The organism is Pseudazoarcus sp. NS36 (genome assembly GCF_059703705.1).
In genome coordinates this window covers 40,554-57,084 of the sequence record NZ_BAAKJA010000001.1, presented here as the reverse complement: position 1 = coordinate 57,084, position 16,531 = coordinate 40,554, and the positions used below count along the sequence as shown (strand labels likewise).

Genomic DNA, 16,531 nt, shown 5'->3' with positions numbered 1-16,531 from the left:
GGCGCTCGCTTGCGTGATGAAAACAGGCCGCAAGTTTAGCACGCAGACCCTGTATGGCCCCTTACGCCTCGGGCGTTACAGGCGTGCGTTGCTCAGGTACTGGTTGTAGCTGTCTTCGGCCACGCCATGCCATTGCACCTGGTCGCGCTGGAAGCGACGGTAGTCGGCAAAGATGCGGCGCCACTGCGGGTTGCGCTGGTGAAGTTCGGCATACAGGGCTTCGGCCTCGCGCCAGGCGGCATCCATCAGTTCGCGCGGCATGCGCACGAGCTTTGCGCCTTCGGCGATGAGCTGTTTCATGGCCGGCGGGTTGCGCGCGTCGTAGGCCGCCTGCACTGATACGTGGGCGTCCGATGCCGCAAGCTGCACCAGCCGTTTGTAGTCGTCCGGCAACTCGGCCCAGGCGCGGGCATTGACGTACAGCGAGAGCTGGCCGCTGCCCTCCCACCAGGCGGGCGCGTAGTAGTAGGGGGCGGCCTTGTGCAGGCCGAGGCGCAGGTCGTCATAGGGCGAGACGAACTCCACGGCGTCGAGCGCGCCGCGCTCCATGGCCGAATACACCTCGGCCAGCGGGATGGTCTGCGGCACGGCGCCCAGGCGTTCGAAGATCTGGCTGCCGAAACCGCCGATCCGAAAACGCATGCCGCGCAGTTCGGCCAGCGAGCGGATTTCATTGCGGAACCAGCCGCCCATCTGCGTGCCGGAATTGCCCATCACGAAATTCACGATGTCGTATTGGGCGTAGAACTCGCGCATCAGCTGCAGACCGTTGCCGTCATACATCCAGGCCGTCATCTGGCGCGAATTCATGCCGAAGGGGATGGCGCAGTCGAACGCGAAGGCCTCGTTCTTGCCGGTGAAGTAGTAGGGCGCGGTGTGGGCGCAGTCCACCGTGCGGTCGTGCACTGCGTCGACCACGCTGAAGGCCGGCACGACTTCGCCGGCGGCATAGGGGGTGACGGTGAAGCGGCCGTCGGTGGCCTCGGCCAGATTGCGGGCGAAGCGCTCGCCGGCGTCGAACAGCGCGTCCATCGAGCGTGGAAAGCTCGATGCCAGTCGCCAGCGGATGTTGCGGCGGGCCATGACCACGGCCGGTGCGGCGCCGGTGGCGAGGATGCCGGCCAGACCGGCGCTCTTGAGCAGTGCGCGGCGCGTGCTCATGCCGGCCTCAGAGCTTCTGCGAACCCATGTACTGGTTGTAGCTGCCCTCGGCGACGGGCTCCCACTGGATCTGGCTGGAGTGGAAGCGCGCGTAGTCGCCGTAGATCTTGCGCCAGTTGGGGTTTGTGTCGTTGAGCTCGGCATAGACCTCGCGTGAGGCCTTGAAGGCGGCGTTCATCACGTCGCGCGGCATGCGCGAGAGCTTGGCGCCTTCGGCAATGAGCTGTTTGAGCGCGGCCGGGTTGCGGGCGTCGTAGCGTGCCTGCATGGAGATGTGCGATTCGCTAGCGGCCAGCCGCACGATGGCCTGGTACTCGGGCGACAGCGCAGCCCAGGCCTTGCTGTTGATGTACAGGCAGACCTGCGCGCCGCCTTCCCACCAGGCCGGGAAGTAGTAGTAGGGCGCCACGCGGAACAGGCCCAGGCGCAGGTCGTCGTAGGGACCGACGAACTCGGTGGCGTCGATGGTGCCTTTCTCCAGCGCGGCATACACCTCACCCGCGGGAATGTTCTGCGACAGCAGCCCGAGCTTGCCCAGCACGCGCCCGCCGAAGCCGCCGATGCGCATGCGCAGGCCGTTCAGGTCTGCAACGGACTTGATTTCCTTGCGGTACCAGCCGCCCATCTGTGCGCCGGTGTTGCCCAGCGGGAAGTTAACGATGTTGTACTGCGCGTAGAACTCGCGCATCAGCTTCATGCCGTTGCCGTCGTACATCCAGGCCGTCATCTGGCGCGAGTTCATGCCGAAGGGGATGGCGGTGTCGAAGGCGAAAGTCTCGTCCTTGCCGAAGAAGTAATACGGCGCGGTGTGGGCGCAATCGACGGTGTGGTTCTGTACCGCATCCACCACGCTGAACGCCGGCACCAGTTCGCCGGCGGCGTACAGCGACACCTGGAAACGACCGCCGGTGGCGTCACTCACGTTGCGCGCAAACAGTTCGGACGGGCCGAACAGGTTGTCGAGTGACTTCGGAAAGCTCGAAGCCAGACGCCAGCGCACGTTTTGTTGCGCCATGACGATGGCGGGCGCTGTGCCGGCGGCCAGAATGCCGGCGAGGCCGGAACCTTTCAGGAACTGGCGACGGTTGCTCATGCGGATTTTTCTCCAATGCATTCCGGGTGCGCGGGCGCACGATGGGCGGCAAGCCTACCGGAAGCGCGGCCGCTCAGCTACGCGGTAGTTCGTCGCGAGTGTGTTCGAGGTGATCCTGTTCGCCCCAGGCCAGCATCCGCCAGCCGCCCGGTTCATGGGCAATCCAGTTCAGCGCAGCGTTGGGGATGGTGAAATCGCGCGGCTGGCTGAGCGACTTGCCGGTGGCCAGACGATGAAGGATGTCGAGTACTCCGCCGTGCGTGACGACCAGCACGCGACCGCCGGCGTGGGCTGCGGCGATGCGTTCGATGACGGCATGAATGCGTGCCGAGAAGAGCGCAAGGCTCTCCCCGCCGGCCGGGAACGCGTAGTCCGGATCGCGCGCCCGGTGGCGCGCAAAGTCCTGCGGATACTGCTGCTCCGCCTCGGCGTAGGTCAGGCCCTGAAAGATGCCGTAGTGGCGCTCGCGCAGCTGCGGATCGGGGTTCAGCGTGATGCCGAGCTTGCTGGTGGTGGCTTGCGCCGTGGCGTGAGCACGGCCCAGGTCACTGCAGAAAGCGGCATCGAAGTGCTGTGCTTGCAGTGCCGCAGCAGTGGCCAGCGCCTGGGCTTCGCCGACGGCGTTGAGTGGAATGTCGATCTGGCCCTGAATGCGGCGCTCGGCATTCCACGCGGTTTCACCGTGACGGATGAGGCAGAAAGTGGTCGGTCGTGTGCTCATTTACGTAATGGTAAATGAGCACACGTGTGGATCACCAGGCGCTGCGCCCCCAGTTGTCTTCGGCCGGCGCGGCCGGGGCTTCTTCACCCGGTGAAGCCGGTACTTCGGGGGAGGTGCCCCAGCCGCCACCGGTATCGCCCCAACCACCGGAGCTGCCGCCACTGTCGCCCCAGCCGCCGCCACCTTCCGGTGCAATCTGGATGGTGTCCAGATCGACTTCGACCTTGGCGTCGAGGTTGCCGGTGACCAGTTGCGGGAAAGCCATCAGCAGGCCCAGCAGCGTGAGCTGGATGACCACGAAGGCAATCGAGCCGCGGTAGATGTCGGAGGTGCGCATGCCCTCGATGCGCTTCTTCGTGATCCGGTCGAGGTAGGACGTGACCGGCGAGACGCTGCGCAGGTAGAACAGCGCAAAGCCGAAGGGGGGCGTCAGGAACGAGGTCTGCAGGTTGATCGCGATCATGATGCCGAACCAGATCAGGTCGATGCCGAGCTTGTCGGCGATCGGTGCGAGCAGCGGGATCAGGATGAAGGCGATCTCGAAGAAATCGAGGAAGAAGCCGAGGAAGAAGATCACCGCGTTCACGAAGATCAGGAAGCCGAGCTGGCCGCCGGGCAACTGATCGAACAGGTGCTCGACCCATTCCTTGCCGTCGGCGGCGGTGAAGGTGAAGCTGAACACCGTCGCGCCGATCAGGATGAACATCACGAACACCGACAGGCGGGTGGTCGATTCGAGTGCGTCGCGCAGGCGCTGCCAGTCGAGGCGGCGGCGTGCCCAGGCCATCAGCAGCGCGCCGACGGCGCCCATGGCACCGCCTTCGGTCGGTGTCGCAATACCGATGAAAATGGTGCCGAGCACTAGGAAGATCAGCGCCAGCGGCGGAATCAGCACGAACACCACGCGCTCGGCGATGAGCGACAGCAGGCCCAGCTTGAAGGCCTTGTTGAGCAGAGCCAGCGTGAGGCCCAGCGCGGTGGACACTGTCAGCGCGACGACCACCGTTTCGTCTGTCGCCGGGTTGGCAGGCGCGCCCTGCATCCAGCCGAGCAGGTCGCCGTAGAAGTGGGCGAAGACGACGCCGGTGAGGGCCAGCACGGCCATCAGCACGCCGAGCGAGCGCATGCCGGCACTGCCGTCCGGCTCCTTGTACTTGAGCGCTTCGGGGGGCAGGGCCGGTGCCGACTTGGGCGAGAAGATCGACAGCGCGACCACGTACAGCACGTACATGCCGACGAGGATGAAGGCCGGCAGGAAAGCGCCCTTGTACATGTCGCCGACGCTGCGGCCGAGCTGGTCGGCCAGCACGATCAGCACGATGGACGGCGGCAGTGCCTGGGCCAGCGTGCCGGATGCGGTGATGACGCCGGCCGCGAGCGAACGCGAATAGCCATAGCGCAGCATGATCGGCAGCGAGATCAGACCCATCGAGATCACCGACGCGGCGACGATGCCGGTGGTGGCCGCGAGCAGGGCGCCGACGAAGATCACTGCCAGCGCGAGGCCGCCGCGCACCGGGCCGAAGACCTGGCCGATGGTGTCGAGCAGGTCCTCGGCCATGCCGGAACGTTCGAGGATCAGCCCCATCAGCGTGAAGAACGGAATCGCCAGCAGCGTCTCGTTCTGCATGATGCCGAACACGCGCAACGGCAGGGCCTGGAACATGGTGCCGGGCAGCAGGCCCAGTTCCATGCCGATGAAACCGAAGAACAGGCCGCAGGCGGCCAGCGCGAAGGCCACCGGGAAACCCGACAGCAGGAACAGCACGACCGCGCCGAACATGATCGGCGCGAGGTTGGTGGCGAGGAACTCCATCAGCGGTGCCCCCCGTCGATGCTATCCGCGGCGCCGTCCGGAATGGCAGCCGGCGCGTGGGCGTCATCCTGCGCCAGCGGGTCGGGCGCCTGCCCGGTGAGGAAGCCGATGCGTTTGATCAGTTCCGAAATGGCCTGCAGCCCGAGCAGCGCGAAGCCGGCCGGCAACATGGCGTAGACGGGCCAGCGGATCAGGCCGCCGGCGTTGGAGGACATTTCCTTGAATTCGTATGCGCGCGACACGATGGGCCACGAAAAATCGATCATGAACCAGCACAGGGGCAGCAGAAAGATCAGGATGCCGCCGATGTCGATGAGGGCGCGTTTGCGCCCCGGGAGCTTGCCAGCCAGCACGTCGATGCGCACGTGGCCATTGTTCAGGAAGGTGGCTGCCGCGCCGAGCATGAAGGCGGCCGCGAACAGATACCACTGGATCTCCAGCCAGGCATTGGAGCCCAGGCTGAAGGCCTTGCGCGCTATGGCGTTGCCGGCACTGATCACGGCAGCAGCAAGGATCAACCAGATCATGGCTTTGCCGATCAGACGGTTGAGCGAATCAATGAGCGCGGAAATCTTGAGCAGAAATCCCATCGGGACTCCCTGAAGAGGGCTGGAAAGCCCGGCGGCAAAAAAAAGCCGCCCGCGCTGGTGAGCGCGGGCGGCCGGGTGAGGCTTACAGCTTCTGGGCGGCCATGTACTGGTTGTAGCTGCCCTCGGCGATGCCTTCCCACTGGAACGCGTCACGCATGAAGGCCGAGTAGTCGGCGTAGATCTTGCGCCACTTCGGGTTCTTCTCGTTCAGCTCGGCGTACACCTCGTTGCGAGCCTTGAAGGCGGCGTCCATGACGTCCTTGGGCAGGCGGTTGAGCTTGGCGCCTTCGGCGATCAGCTGCTTGAGCGAGGTCGGGTTCAGGGCGTCGTAACGGGCCTGCACGCGCACGTGGGCGTCGCTGGCGGCCTGACGGACGATGGCCTTGTACTCCGGCGACAGGGCGTTGAAGGCCTTGTCATTGACGAACAGCGTGAACTGCGTGCTGCCTTCCCACCAGGCCGGGAAGTAGTAGTACGGCGCAACCTTGTGCAGGCCCAGGCGCAGATCGTCGTACGGGCCGATCCACTCGGCGGCGTCGATGGTGCCTTTTTCCAGGGTCTGGTAGATCTCGCCGGCCGGAATGTTCTGCGGCAGGGCGCCGAGTTTGGCCAACACGCGGCCGCCGAAGCCACCGATGCGCATCTTCAGGCCGTCGAAGTCGGCAACCGACTTGATTTCCTTGCGGTACCAGCCGCCCATCTGGGCGCCCGAGTTACCCATCGGGAAGTTGATGATGTTGTACGCGGCGTAGAACTCACGCATCAGCTTGAGGCCGTTGCCTTCGTACATCCACGCCGTCTGCTGGCGGGAGTTCATACCGAAGGGGATGGAGCAGTCGAGCGCGAAGGTCTCGTCCTTGCCGAAGAAGTAGTACGGCGCGGTGTGCGCGCACTCGATGGTGCCGGACTGCGTGGCGTCGAGCACGCCGAAGGCCGGAACCAGCTCACCGGCTGCATGCACCGAGATCTCGAACTTGCCGCCGGTGGCTTCCGTCACGCTCTTGGCGAAGGCTTCGGCGCCACCGAACAGGGTGCCGAGCGACTTCGGGAAGCTGGAGGCGAGACGCCAGCGGATGTTCTGCTGAGCGCTGACGATGGCCGGCGCGGCGGCGCTGGCGACGATGCCGGCGATGCCGGCCTGCTTCAGAAATTTGCGACGTTCCACTTCGACTCCTTCCCTTTACCGGGTTGAATGGTGCGCCGGATTATATGGATGGCCCGTGGGGCTGGAACCTCGGATAACCCGTATTGCGCCCACGCCGCCGGGTGGGCGGCCGCTCGCCCGAAAGCGGTAGGCTGAACCGTCAGCTGCCGGCCACCGTCATGCGCTCGATCAGCACCGAACCGCAGCGCTTGGCGCTGCGCGGCAGGGCATCGTTACCGACCGCCACGATGTTGCGGAAGATGTCGCGCAGATTGCCGGCAATGGTCACTTCCTCGACCGCGTGCTGGATTTCGCCGTTCTCGACCCAATAGCCTGCAGCGCCGCGCGAATAGTCGCCGGTGACGTAGTTGACGCCCTGGCCGAGCAATTCGGTGACGATCAGGCCGCGGCCCATGCGCCTCACCAGTGCGTCGAAGCCTTCGTCGCCGCCGGTCATTACCAGATGGTGCGAGCCGCCGGCGTTGCCGGTGGTCTGCATGCCGAGTTTTCGCGCCGAATAGCTCGACAGGAAATAGCCCTGCAGCACGCCCTTGGCGACCACGTCGCGCGGCGTGGTCGCCACGCCTTCGCTGTCGAACGGTGCGGAGCCGAAGACCTTGCGGTCATGCGGGCGCTCGGAAATCGATACCAGCGGCGAGAGCACTTGCTCGCCCAGCGAGTCGAGCAGAAAGCTGGATTTGCGGTACAGCGCGCCACCGCTCACGGCATGCGTGAAATTGCCGAGCAGCGTCAGCGCCACCGGCGCCTCGAACAACACCGGCACCTCGCAGGTGGACAGCTTGCGTGCGCCCAGGCGGGCGATGGCGCGTTCACCGGCCTTGCGGCCGATGGATTCGATGCTGTCCAGGTCGGCTGCGTCGCGGCGCGAGTCGTACCAGAATTCGCGCTGCATGCCGTCGCCCTTGCCGGCGATGACCGAGCACGAGGCGCTGTGGCGCGAGGAAGCATAACCGCCGAGGAAACCCAGGCTGTTGGCCAGCACGAAATGCGCCTGCTGCGTGGACACGCTGGCGCCTTCGGAGTTGGTGATCTGCGGCCCGGCGGCATAGGCGGTCTGTTCGCATCGGCGCGCCAGCTCGATGGCCTCTTCAATGGCCAGCGGCCACGGGTGGTGCAGGTCGAGATCGGGCCAGTCCTGCGCCAGCTGCGCAGCCTCGGGCAGGCCGGCGGCCGGGTCGGGGGCGGTGAAGCGTGCGATGGACAACGCGGCGTCTACCGTCGAGGCCAACGCGGCATCGCCGAAATCGGAGGTGCTGGCGTGCCCGCGGCTCTGCCCGAGATACACCGTGACGCCGACGCCCTTGTCGCGGTTGTACTCGATGGTGTCGACCTCGCTCTTGCGTACGCTGGCGGTCTGGCCGAAGCCTTCGGAGACTTCAGCCTCGCAGGCGTCGGCGCCGCGTGCGCGGGCCAGTTCGACGACACGGGCGGCGATTTCGCGCAGACGATCGTGGGAGAAGGAGAAACCGGAGTCGGACATGGGCGGGCTGCTGGCGGTGAAAGGCTATAATCTTAACCCGATCCAGCACCCGACCTCCCGATGAGCAACGCTTGGCGAAACCATGACGACGCGGCCGAAGACGCTTTCGACGGCCCCCCCAGCAAGAGCGAGCGCAAGCGCGAGATGCATGCGCTGCAGGAAATCGGTGTCGAACTGGTCGAGCTTCCGGCCGACCGGCTCAAGCGCATGGATCTGCCCGAAGACCTGCGTGCAGCGGTGATGGATGCGCGTCGCATCACCAAACACGAGGCGCGTCGACGCCAGATGCAGTACATCGGCAAGCTGATGCGCGGCGTCGAGGCCGAGCCCATCCGCGCGGCGCTGGACGCCTTCAAGAATGTGTCGAAGGAAGAGATCGCACGCCATCACCGGCTCGAGCGCCTGCGCGACGATTTTCTGGCCGACGAGCAAGTGGCCGGCCGCATCGTCGAGCAGTGGCCGCATGCCGACTTGCAGCACCTGCGCACGCAGCGCCGCAATGCGCTGAAAGAACGCGAACAGAACAAGCCGCCGCGCGCCTACCGCGAGATCTTCCGCATCCTTCGCGAGCTCGATGGCGCGCCGGTGCGCGACGACGAAGAACCCGATGAAACGGAGACTGCATGAGCGATCACATCACCATCGGCCTGGTTTCGATCAGCGACCGGGCTTCCGAAGGCACCTACGAGGATCAGGGCATTCCGGCCCTGCGTGACTGGCTGGGCAGTGCGCTGACCTCGCCGTGGAGCGCCGAGACTCGCCTCATTCCCGACGAGCGCCCGATCATTGAGGCGACGCTGAAGGAGCTGGCCGATACCCACAACTGTGGCTTGATCCTGACCACCGGCGGTACCGGCCCGGCGCTGCGTGATGTCACGCCGGAAGCCACGCTGGCGGTGGGTGACAAGGAAATGCCGGGCTTTGGTGAGGAGATGCGCCGCATCAGCCTGAACTTCGTGCCGACCGCGATCCTCTCGCGTCAGGTGGCGGTCGTGCGCGGCACCTGTCTGATCGTGAACCTGCCGGGCCAGCCGCGCGCCATCCGAGAAACGCTGGAAGGGCTGCGTGACGCAGACGGCAAGGTGGTGCACACCGGCGTATTTGCGGCGATTCCCTACTGCATCGACCTCATTGGCGGCCCCTACGTGGAAGCCGACGAGAAGGTCATCAAGGTCTTCCGGCCCAAGCACGCGCTGCGTCCCAAAGCTTGATGATGCATTGCGGAAAACCCGGTTCGCGCCGGGTTGTGCCGACGGAGTAGAATCCGTCTTCCCCGAAATTGTGTTGGTGCACATGATGTCTGCAACGTCCAAGACCCCGATTGACGATACCCGCATCCAGGAAATCAAGGAGCTGGTGCCTCCGACGCACGTGCTGCGCGAGTTTCCGGCCACGGAAGCTGCTGCGCGCACGGCCTTTGAGGCGCGTCAGGCCATTCACCGCATCCTGTATGGCGCGGATGACCGTCTGCTGGTGGTGGTCGGGCCGTGTTCGATCCACGATACCGATGCGGCCATGGAGTACGCGCGCCGCCTGAAGGCCGAGGCCGATCGCCTGTCCGAAGACCTGTTGATCGTGATGCGCGTGTACTTCGAGAAGCCGCGCACCACCGTGGGCTGGAAGGGACTGATCAACGATCCCTTCCTCGACAACAGTTTCCGCATCAACGAAGGTCTGCGCATTGCGCGCAAGTTGCTGTGGGAAATCAACGAGCTGGGCTTGCCGGCCGGTACCGAATTCCTCGACATGATCACACCGCAGTACGTGGCGGATCTGATCTCGTGGGGCGCTATCGGCGCGCGCACCACCGAAAGCCAGGTGCACCGCGAGCTGGCATCCGGCCTGTCGTGCCCGGTGGGCTTCAAGAACGGCACCGACGGCAATGTGCGTATTGCGGTGGATGCCATCAAGGCGGCGCAGTCGCCGCACCATTTCCTGTCGGTGACCAAGGCCGGGCATTCGGCCATCGTGTCGACCAAAGGCAATGAAGACTGTCACGTCATCCTGCGCGGTGGCAGCAGCGGCCCCAACTTTGATGCCGCCAGCGTCGATATTGCCTGCAAGGCGCTGGCCGCCTCGGGTGTGCCGGCCAAGCTGATGATCGACTGCTCGCATGCCAACAGCCGCAAGCAACACGCGCTGCAGATCGAGGTGGCGGAAGACGTGGCGGGCCAGATGACGGCCGGCGAGGATCGCATCATCGGTCTGATGATCGAGTCGCACCTCAAGGAAGGCCGTCAGGATCTGGTGCCGGATCAGACGCTGGAATACGGCAAGAGCATCACCGATGCCTGCATCGGCTGGGAGGACACCGTTCCGGTGCTCGAAACGCTCGCCGAAGGGGTGCGCAACCGGCGCGTGCGCAAGGCCTCCGAACTGGAGTGAGGCACTGGCGGGCTGCGATGGCCTGTCTGTAGTGCAAATAAAAAAGCCCGACCGCAAGGTCGGGCTTTTTGCGTTCTGCAAACGGGGCAGAGCCCCGCGCAGGCTTACGGCTTCTGCTTGTCGTCCAGCTTCAGACCTTTCTCTTCCCAGAACTTGGCCGCGCCGGCGTGCACCGGGGTCACGACGCCGAGCAGGGCGTTGTCGACGGTCATGGACTTGGCAGCCTTGGACACCGAGTGCATGAACTTCAGACCGGCGTCGGAGTAGATTTCGGACGTGTACTTGTACATGTCGTCAGCCGAAATATGGCGGCCAGCCACCCACAGGGCGGAGTCGGAGATCGAATGCACGTCATAGTCGACGCCCGGGTAAGTACCGGCCGGGATGGTCGTCTTGGCGTAGTACGGGTGGTCGGTCGGCAGCGTGCCCTTCTGAGCGGCGTCCCACACCTGAAGCAGACGCACCTTGTTGCTGGTGGCGGCCTGGATCACGGAAGCGTTCGGGAAGCCGGCGAAGACCCACAGCGCGTCGATCTGCTTGTCGCCCAGTGCGGAAGCGCCTTGCGAGTAGCCGATGAACGAGGGCTTCATCTTGTCCCACAGACCGAGGCTTTCGAAGAAGCGCTGGGCCGAGGCGGCGGCACCGGAGCCAGCGGGGCCGACGGCGACTTGCTTGCCTTCGAGCTGCGAAACTTCGGTGATGCCGGAGTCTTCACGCACGATCAGGTGACCCGGAGCGCCGTACAGGTGGGCAACCACTTGTACGTTGCGGTATTTGGTGGGGTCGTTGGTCAGACGGCCGTTCATGCCGAGGAACAGGTCACCGGAGTAGACGATGCCGAAGTCGGCGTCCTTGGAGTTCACGCGGCGCAGGTTCTCGACCGAGCCGGCCGACACCATGTTCGACACCTGAGCGTTCGGCAGGACGCGCGACAGGTGCGTGGCGACGCCGTTGGAGAAGTACTGGAAGGTGCCGCCGTCCGGGCCGCCGGAGAAGCCGAGGCGGGCGGTCTGAGCGTCCGCCGTCGGCGCGGCGGTCAGCGTGACCGCGGCAACCGCTGCAACGGCAAGGCTGCCGAAGGTGGCGGGAAGTTTGAAGAATTTGTTCATCATGTTGATGGTCTCCTCTGGGTTTGTGTTGCTAGGGTGAAGCTTGGATCTTCAGGCCCGGGCCGATGGAACCGGCTGGGCATCGCGTTGCAGCCACCACACCAGCGCGACCAGGGCAACGCCCGCGATGTCGGTGATGAAAGTCGGCCAGTACAGCAACAGGGTGGCTACTGCCAGCACGACCCACTCGTGCATGCGCGTGCTGCGTCGCAGGAAGCCCATGGCCAGTGCCCCGAAGGCAATGGTGCCGAGTGTGGCCGAGAAGAAGGCCGTGAAGATGTCGAAGCCCGAGCCTTCAAGCAGGATGCCCGGCACGTAGGCAAACAGCAGCGGCGTGACGTAGAGCATCTTCGCGAACTTGAACGACGTCCATCCGGTTTTCCACGGATCCGCCTTGGCGATCGCTGCGCCTGCGTAGGCCGCCACGCACACCGGCGGGGTGATGTTCGAATCCTGCGACAGCCAGTACACGATCATGTGTGCGGCGATGGCTGAAACCCCGTATTCACCCAGTGCCGGCACGGCCAGTACCGCGATGATCAGATAGGAGGCGGTGACCGGTACGCCCATACCCAGCACCAGCGAAGCGATGGCGATCAGTGCGATGGCCAGCAGCAGGCTGTTGCCCGCCATCTGGATGATGAGATCGGAGAACTTGAGGCCCATGCCGGTCAGCGAGATGACGCCGACGATGATGCCGATCACGCCGACGGTCGAACCGATCACCAGCGTGTTGCGCGCACCGACCAGGATGGCTTCCCAGATCTCCTTGGGCCCCATACGCGTGTCCTTGTGCACCCAGCTCACGGCGATGCACGACAGCGTGGCCCAGAAGGCCGCGTTGCCGGGCGAGCGGCCCATCATCATGAGTGCCGTGATGACCACCAGTGGCAAGGCGTAGAACCAGCCGTGACGCAGCACGCCGCGCCAGTCCGGCACATCGTCGAGGCCGTGCAGGCCGTTCTTGGCGGCATCGAAATGCACCATGCAGAACACGGCCAGGAAGTAGAGGATTGCCGGGCCCAGCGCATACAGCATGATCTGGGTGTAGGGCAGGCCGGTCAGCTCGGCCATCAGGAAGCCGCCGGCGCCCATGATCGGCGGCAGGAAGGCGCCGCCGATGGAAGCTGCGGGCTCAATGGCGCCGGCCACGTGCGGCTTGAAGCCGGCGCGCTTCATCATCGGGATAGTGAATGCGCCGGATGCCACGGTGTTGGCGATGGCGCTGCCGGAGACCGAGCCGAACAGCGCGGAGGACATCACCGCAACCTTGGCCGGGCCACCGGTGGAGCGGCCGGCGATGGCCAGCGGCAGATCGATGAAGAATTTGCCGGCGCCGGATTTCTGCAGGAAGGCGCCGAAGAAGATGAACAGGATGACATAGGTCGCCAGCACGCCGGCCATCACGCCGAATACGCCGTTGGTGGTGATGAACAGCGAGATGGCGAGGCGATCGAAGCTGAAGCCGCGGTGCGCGAACAGCTCCGGCAGGTAGGGGCCGAACAGCGCGAAGGCGATGGCGCCGATACCGACCAGCGTGATCGACCAGCCCAGTACGCGGCGGCACACTTCCAGCGACAGCAGCACACCGACCACGCCGATCAGCTTGTCGAGCTGGTTCTCGGCGCCGGCGCGGTAGTTCAGCGCTTCGAACTGGCTGAGCCAGTAGATGATCGACACCACGGTGGCGACGACCAGAATCAGGTCACTGGCGGTCGGGGCCTGAGAAAAGCGGCGCGCCAGCCACTGGTCGAGCGGCACCAGCACGGCGATGAAAGGCAGGGCCAGTACCAGCGGCACCCACAGCAGGCCGAGATCCTGTTTCAGGGCCAGCGAAAGGCCGTCGTACTCCCAGGTCTCGCGGAAATAGGTGAGCTGGTCCCACAGCGCAAAGGGCGAATCGAACACCAGATAGCTCGACGCCAGCACGGACAGCAACAGGCCGGCAAAGGCCGACATCACGCCCAGCGCAGTGCGACTGCCGGCCGGGTAGAGCAGGAACACCAGCATGAAGGTGATCAGCACATACACGCCGAGGTGGTATTCGGTGGGCAGTGCCTGGAAGCCGGCGCCGTAGAAGTAGATCAGTACCAGCGCGGCGCCGAGCAGGGAAACCAGCCACTGCCACAGCCCGGGAGGCTGCCGTTCGGCTTTGGCTTCCTTCTCGGCCAGTTCCTTGATCTGCTTGCGCTGCTCTTCGTCGAGTGCGTCGAGCGACTTGTCGTCGTCCGCCATGAATTCTCCAGGATCCGTGATTTTTGCGTGCAAGCGGATGCACGTCAGATGCCGGGAGAATAGGGCGCAGGCTGTGGGGCGGATATTGTGGATTGTTCGGACTGCAGGCTCGAGTTCAGGCGTTTCGGCCTTTCTGCCAAAGCACGTCGGGGTGTCCTTCGGCGCGGTTGAGCACGCGGGCAAGCACGAACAACAGGTCGGACAGCCTGTTCAGATAGTGGCGCGGGGCGTCATTGACCGGCTCATCGACACCTTCGGCCAGCGCGACCACCATGCGCTCGGCGCGTCGGCAGACGGTGCGTGCCTGATGTGTCAATGCGGCGGCGCGGGTGCCGCCGGGCAGGATGAAGTCCTTGAGCGGCGCGAGCGGTTCGTTGAGGCGGTCGAGCGTCTGTTCGAGGCGTTCGACATGGTGCGCGGTGATCAGGCTCATCTCCGGGATGCACAGCTCACCACCCAGATCGAACAGGTCGTGCTGCACGCCGGTCAGCAAGTCGCGTACGTCTTCAGGCAGTGTTTCGCAAAGCAGCACGCCGAGAATGGCGTTGAGTTCGTCAACATCGCCCATGGCGTGCACGCGCTGGTTGTTCTTGGAGACGCGTTCGCCGTTGCCAAGGCCGGTGGTGCCGGCGTCGCCGGTTCGGGTGTAGATCTTGCTGAGGCGGTTGCCCATGAAGCTTCTCCGGTCGGGGAGCGGAATTATAGGGGGGTCGGCGGCGCAAGCGCGTCAAACCGCAGTTCGATGTTGGTGCCCGAGGGCCCGCTGCTGTCTGCCGCGATACGCCAACCCAGGCGTTCGCAGATGAGCCGTACGATGAACAGCCCGAGTCCGTCTTCAGGGACCGGCTGGCTCGAAGATGGTTCTCCCAGGCGTGCTCGGGCGTGCTCGGGCAGGCCTTCGCCGTGATCGCAGATCAGCAGCCGGTCGGCGTGAATATGGACTTCCACGGTTGCGCGGGTGTGGCGCACCGCATTCTGGATCAGGTTGCGCAGCAGCATGCGCACCAGCGCCCGGTCGGCCATGACGCGGATCGGCAGCGCCGGCGCGTGACAGGCAATGCGCTCGCTGGTGTCGGGCGAGAAGGTCTTGATGTCGGCCACCACTTCGCCCACGCAGGCGGCCAGGTCGACCGAGGTGCTCTCGTCCTGGTCGGTGTTGCGCCGGGCAAGTTTCAGCAGGGCGTCGACGTCGCTGCGCATCTCGTTGGTGGCGCGGCGGATGCGCATCAGCGTGCGGCGGTCGGCTTCGCCGAGCGAATCGCGCTGTTCGAGTACGTCGAGCGCTCCGGTGATCACCGCAACCGGTGTGCGCAGTTCGTGGCTGGCCAGGCTGATGAGCGATTTTTCACGCCGGATGTAGGCATCGAGTGCGCCGAGCAGCTCATTGAGCGTGCGGGCGATTTCGGCCAGTTCGAGATCGCTGTAGGCGGATTCGATACGGTTGATCTGTGAGCCCGGCTCGATGCGCCGGATGTCCTGTGTCAGCGTGTGCAGGGGGCGTACGACCCGACGCGTGCCGTGGCGCGCGAGCAGCAGGCCGAGCAGCAGCATGCCGGCGCACAGCAGCGCCGTGGCGATCTGCACGAAGTCCTCACGGTCTTCGAGGATGGAGATGTCCTGCGCCAGGTACAGCACGCCGGGGTGATGTCCAGCACGTTCGATGGAGATCAGATAGCTCTTGTCGCCTTCGATGACTTCGGCCGAGAACGGGATGGGGCGCCCGACGAACAACTCGGGCATGTTCTCGGGCGTTTGGCCGTCCGGAACGTACAGTCCGGTCAGCAAGGCGGTCTTCCATATGTAGGGGCGCTCGCCTTCGATGCGCTCTTCGATGAAGGCGCGCTCCTGGGCCAACTCAAGGCTGAGGATGGTGTCTTCGACGTCCTCGTAGATGACTTCGGTGGCGATCATGGTCACCGCCACGTTGATCGCCCCGATGGCGAAGATGATGCGGAAGATCCGCCGGGCAAGCGAACGGCCGCTCATGCTTCGGGCAGCTTCAGACGGTAGCCGCGGCCATGCACGGTGTCGACCAGCGAGGCGCCCAGCGCGGACTCCAGGGTTCGGCGCAGCACGTAGATGTGGGTGCGCAGCGTGTGCGGGTCGCCTTCGTCGGTGCCCCAGATGCTGCGATTGAGCATTTCGTGCGTGACGATGCGCGGATGGGTACGCACCAGTTGTTCGAAGATGCGTGCGGCGGTGCCGCCCAGCATGACCTCTCCGTGACCGTCTAGGCGCGCCATCTGTGTGCCGGGGTCGTAGCTCACTTGGCCGGCGCGCAGGGCACCGTCACGGCTGGCCCCTTCGCGCCGGGTCAGTGCGTCGATGCGCAACTGCAGTTCCCGCAATGCAAACGGCTTGACCAGATAGTCGTCGCCGCCGAGCGAGAAGCCTTCCTCCTTGTCGGACAGATCACCGCGCGCGGTCATGAAGATCACCGGCACGGTGCTGCCCAGATCCATGCGGATACGGCGACACAGTTCGAAGCCATTCACGCCGGGCAGCATCACGTCGAGCACGACCACGTCGTACTCCTGCGTGGCGAGCAGATGCAGGGCGGTCAGCCCGTCGGCTGCAAAATCGAGGGCATAGCGATGCTCGTCGAAGAATTCTTCGAGGTTGGCGGCCAGTGCGGACTGGTCTTCGACGATGAGGACGCGCGTGGTCATGGAGTCGGATGATGAATGTGTTGGTGCAAGCCTAGCGCAGCGCGCCTCAAGAAGGTGTCAATCCGCTCGCCTGTGGTTTGCACGAAGGCCTCGTAAGGCCCGCTCAT

15 protein-coding genes are annotated in these 16,531 nt (G+C 64.9%); 3 read left to right on the top strand and 12 right to left on the bottom strand.

Features of this window, described 5'->3' with window-relative positions:
- Positions 1–75: 75 nt before the first annotated feature.
- From AC6H0R_RS00260 to pmbA, 7 genes are all read right to left on the bottom strand, one after another.
- Positions 76–1,161 carry a TRAP transporter substrate-binding protein gene (locus tag AC6H0R_RS00260; RefSeq protein ID WP_497579339.1) on the bottom strand — a complete coding sequence of 362 codons (1,086 nt, stop codon included), beginning with the start codon at positions 1,159–1,161 and terminating at the stop codon, positions 76–78.
- A 7-nt stretch (positions 1,162–1,168) separates the two neighbouring features.
- Complete coding sequence (locus AC6H0R_RS00255) at positions 1,169–2,254, bottom strand: TRAP transporter substrate-binding protein (RefSeq protein WP_497579338.1); 1,086 nt, start codon at positions 2,252–2,254, stop codon at positions 1,169–1,171.
- Positions 2,255–2,327: 73 nt separating this feature from the next.
- Complete coding sequence (locus AC6H0R_RS00250) at positions 2,328–2,975, bottom strand: histidine phosphatase family protein (RefSeq protein WP_497579337.1); 648 nt, start codon at positions 2,973–2,975, stop codon at positions 2,328–2,330.
- A gap of 31 nt (positions 2,976–3,006) precedes the next feature.
- Entirely contained in the window at positions 3,007–4,791 is a 1,785-nt protein-coding gene (locus tag AC6H0R_RS00245; RefSeq protein ID WP_497579336.1) for a TRAP transporter large permease, read from the bottom strand.
- Positions 4,791–5,381, bottom strand: coding sequence for a TRAP transporter small permease subunit (locus tag AC6H0R_RS00240; protein WP_497579335.1), 591 nt, complete (start codon positions 5,379–5,381; stop codon positions 4,791–4,793). Before AC6H0R_RS00240 ends, AC6H0R_RS00245 begins: the two co-directional genes overlap by 1 nt.
- 82 nt (positions 5,382–5,463) lie before the next feature.
- Positions 5,464–6,546 carry a TRAP transporter substrate-binding protein gene (locus AC6H0R_RS00235; protein ID WP_497579334.1) on the bottom strand — a complete coding sequence of 361 codons (1,083 nt, stop codon included), beginning with the start codon at positions 6,544–6,546 and terminating at the stop codon, positions 5,464–5,466.
- Between the two features lie 139 nt (positions 6,547–6,685).
- A complete protein-coding gene (gene pmbA / locus AC6H0R_RS00230; RefSeq protein WP_497579333.1) occupies positions 6,686–8,026 on the bottom strand; it encodes a metalloprotease PmbA in 1,341 nt (446 codons plus the stop codon).
- 60 nt (positions 8,027–8,086) lie between these two features.
- On the opposite strand from pmbA, the gene yjgA reads away from it, so the two are divergent.
- The 3 genes from yjgA (at position 8,087) to aroG (ending at position 10,411) form a co-directional block, all read left to right on the top strand.
- On the top strand, positions 8,087–8,653 hold the full coding sequence (yjgA, locus tag AC6H0R_RS00225) for a ribosome biogenesis factor YjgA (protein WP_497579332.1): 567 nt from the start codon (positions 8,087–8,089) through the stop codon (positions 8,651–8,653).
- A complete protein-coding gene (mog, locus tag AC6H0R_RS00220) occupies positions 8,650–9,237 on the top strand; it encodes a molybdopterin adenylyltransferase (RefSeq protein WP_497579331.1) in 588 nt (195 codons plus the stop codon). The genes yjgA and mog overlap by 4 nt, the downstream gene beginning before the upstream one ends.
- A gap of 85 nt (positions 9,238–9,322) precedes the next feature.
- A complete protein-coding gene (gene aroG, locus AC6H0R_RS00215; protein WP_497579330.1) occupies positions 9,323–10,411 on the top strand; it encodes a 3-deoxy-7-phosphoheptulonate synthase AroG in 1,089 nt (362 codons plus the stop codon).
- 104 nt (positions 10,412–10,515) lie between these two features.
- On the opposite strand, the gene AC6H0R_RS00210 is transcribed toward aroG, so the two are convergent.
- The 5 genes from AC6H0R_RS00210 to AC6H0R_RS00190 all read right to left on the bottom strand — a co-directional run bounded on the left by AC6H0R_RS00210 (position 10,516) and on the right by AC6H0R_RS00190 (position 16,424).
- Complete coding sequence (locus AC6H0R_RS00210) at positions 10,516–11,523, bottom strand: TAXI family TRAP transporter solute-binding subunit (protein WP_497579329.1); 1,008 nt, start codon at positions 11,521–11,523, stop codon at positions 10,516–10,518.
- 48 nt (positions 11,524–11,571) lie between these two features.
- Positions 11,572–13,755: a TRAP transporter permease gene (locus AC6H0R_RS00205; protein ID WP_497579328.1), complete on the bottom strand. Its 2,184-nt coding sequence runs from the start codon at positions 13,753–13,755 to the stop codon at positions 11,572–11,574.
- Positions 13,756–13,870: 115 nt separating this feature from the next.
- Complete coding sequence (locus AC6H0R_RS00200; protein WP_497579327.1) at positions 13,871–14,428, bottom strand: cob(I)yrinic acid a,c-diamide adenosyltransferase; 558 nt, start codon at positions 14,426–14,428, stop codon at positions 13,871–13,873.
- A gap of 26 nt (positions 14,429–14,454) precedes the next feature.
- Positions 14,455–15,741, bottom strand: a complete 1,287-nt coding sequence (locus tag AC6H0R_RS00195; RefSeq protein ID WP_497579326.1) for a HAMP domain-containing sensor histidine kinase — start codon at positions 15,739–15,741, stop codon at positions 14,455–14,457.
- Positions 15,738–16,424: a response regulator transcription factor gene (locus tag AC6H0R_RS00190; RefSeq protein WP_497579325.1), complete on the bottom strand. Its 687-nt coding sequence runs from the start codon at positions 16,422–16,424 to the stop codon at positions 15,738–15,740. Before AC6H0R_RS00190 ends, AC6H0R_RS00195 begins: the two co-directional genes overlap by 4 nt.
- Positions 16,425–16,531: the final 107 nt, after the last annotated feature.

Excerpts from the sequence above, each read along its gene's own strand:
- pmbA (WP_497579333.1), bottom strand. The coding sequence starts at position 8,026 with ATGTCCGACTCCGGTTTCTCCTTCTCCCACGATCGTCTGCGCGAAATC.
- AC6H0R_RS00250 (WP_497579337.1), bottom strand. The coding sequence starts at position 2,975 with ATGAGCACACGACCGACCACTTTCTGCCTCATCCGTCACGGTGAAACC.
- AC6H0R_RS00200 (WP_497579327.1), bottom strand. The coding sequence starts at position 14,428 with ATGGGCAACCGCCTCAGCAAGATCTACACCCGAACCGGCGACGCCGGC.
- AC6H0R_RS00255 (WP_497579338.1), bottom strand. The coding sequence starts at position 2,254 with ATGAGCAACCGTCGCCAGTTCCTGAAAGGTTCCGGCCTCGCCGGCATT.
- mog (WP_497579331.1), top strand. The coding sequence starts at position 8,650 with ATGAGCGATCACATCACCATCGGCCTGGTTTCGATCAGCGACCGGGCT.
- AC6H0R_RS00210 (WP_497579329.1), bottom strand. The coding sequence starts at position 11,523 with ATGATGAACAAATTCTTCAAACTTCCCGCCACCTTCGGCAGCCTTGCC.
- AC6H0R_RS00240 (WP_497579335.1), bottom strand. The coding sequence starts at position 5,381 with ATGGGATTTCTGCTCAAGATTTCCGCGCTCATTGATTCGCTCAACCGT.
- AC6H0R_RS00190 (WP_497579325.1), bottom strand. The coding sequence starts at position 16,424 with ATGACCACGCGCGTCCTCATCGTCGAAGACCAGTCCGCACTGGCCGCC.
- AC6H0R_RS00245 (WP_497579336.1), bottom strand. The coding sequence starts at position 4,791 with ATGGAGTTCCTCGCCACCAACCTCGCGCCGATCATGTTCGGCGCGGTC.
- AC6H0R_RS00260 (WP_497579339.1), bottom strand. The coding sequence starts at position 1,161 with ATGAGCACGCGCCGCGCACTGCTCAAGAGCGCCGGTCTGGCCGGCATC.
- AC6H0R_RS00205 (WP_497579328.1), bottom strand. The coding sequence starts at position 13,755 with ATGGCGGACGACGACAAGTCGCTCGACGCACTCGACGAAGAGCAGCGC.
- AC6H0R_RS00195 (WP_497579326.1), bottom strand. The coding sequence starts at position 15,741 with ATGAGCGGCCGTTCGCTTGCCCGGCGGATCTTCCGCATCATCTTCGCC.
- aroG (WP_497579330.1), top strand. The coding sequence starts at position 9,323 with ATGTCTGCAACGTCCAAGACCCCGATTGACGATACCCGCATCCAGGAA.
- yjgA (WP_497579332.1), top strand. The coding sequence starts at position 8,087 with ATGAGCAACGCTTGGCGAAACCATGACGACGCGGCCGAAGACGCTTTC.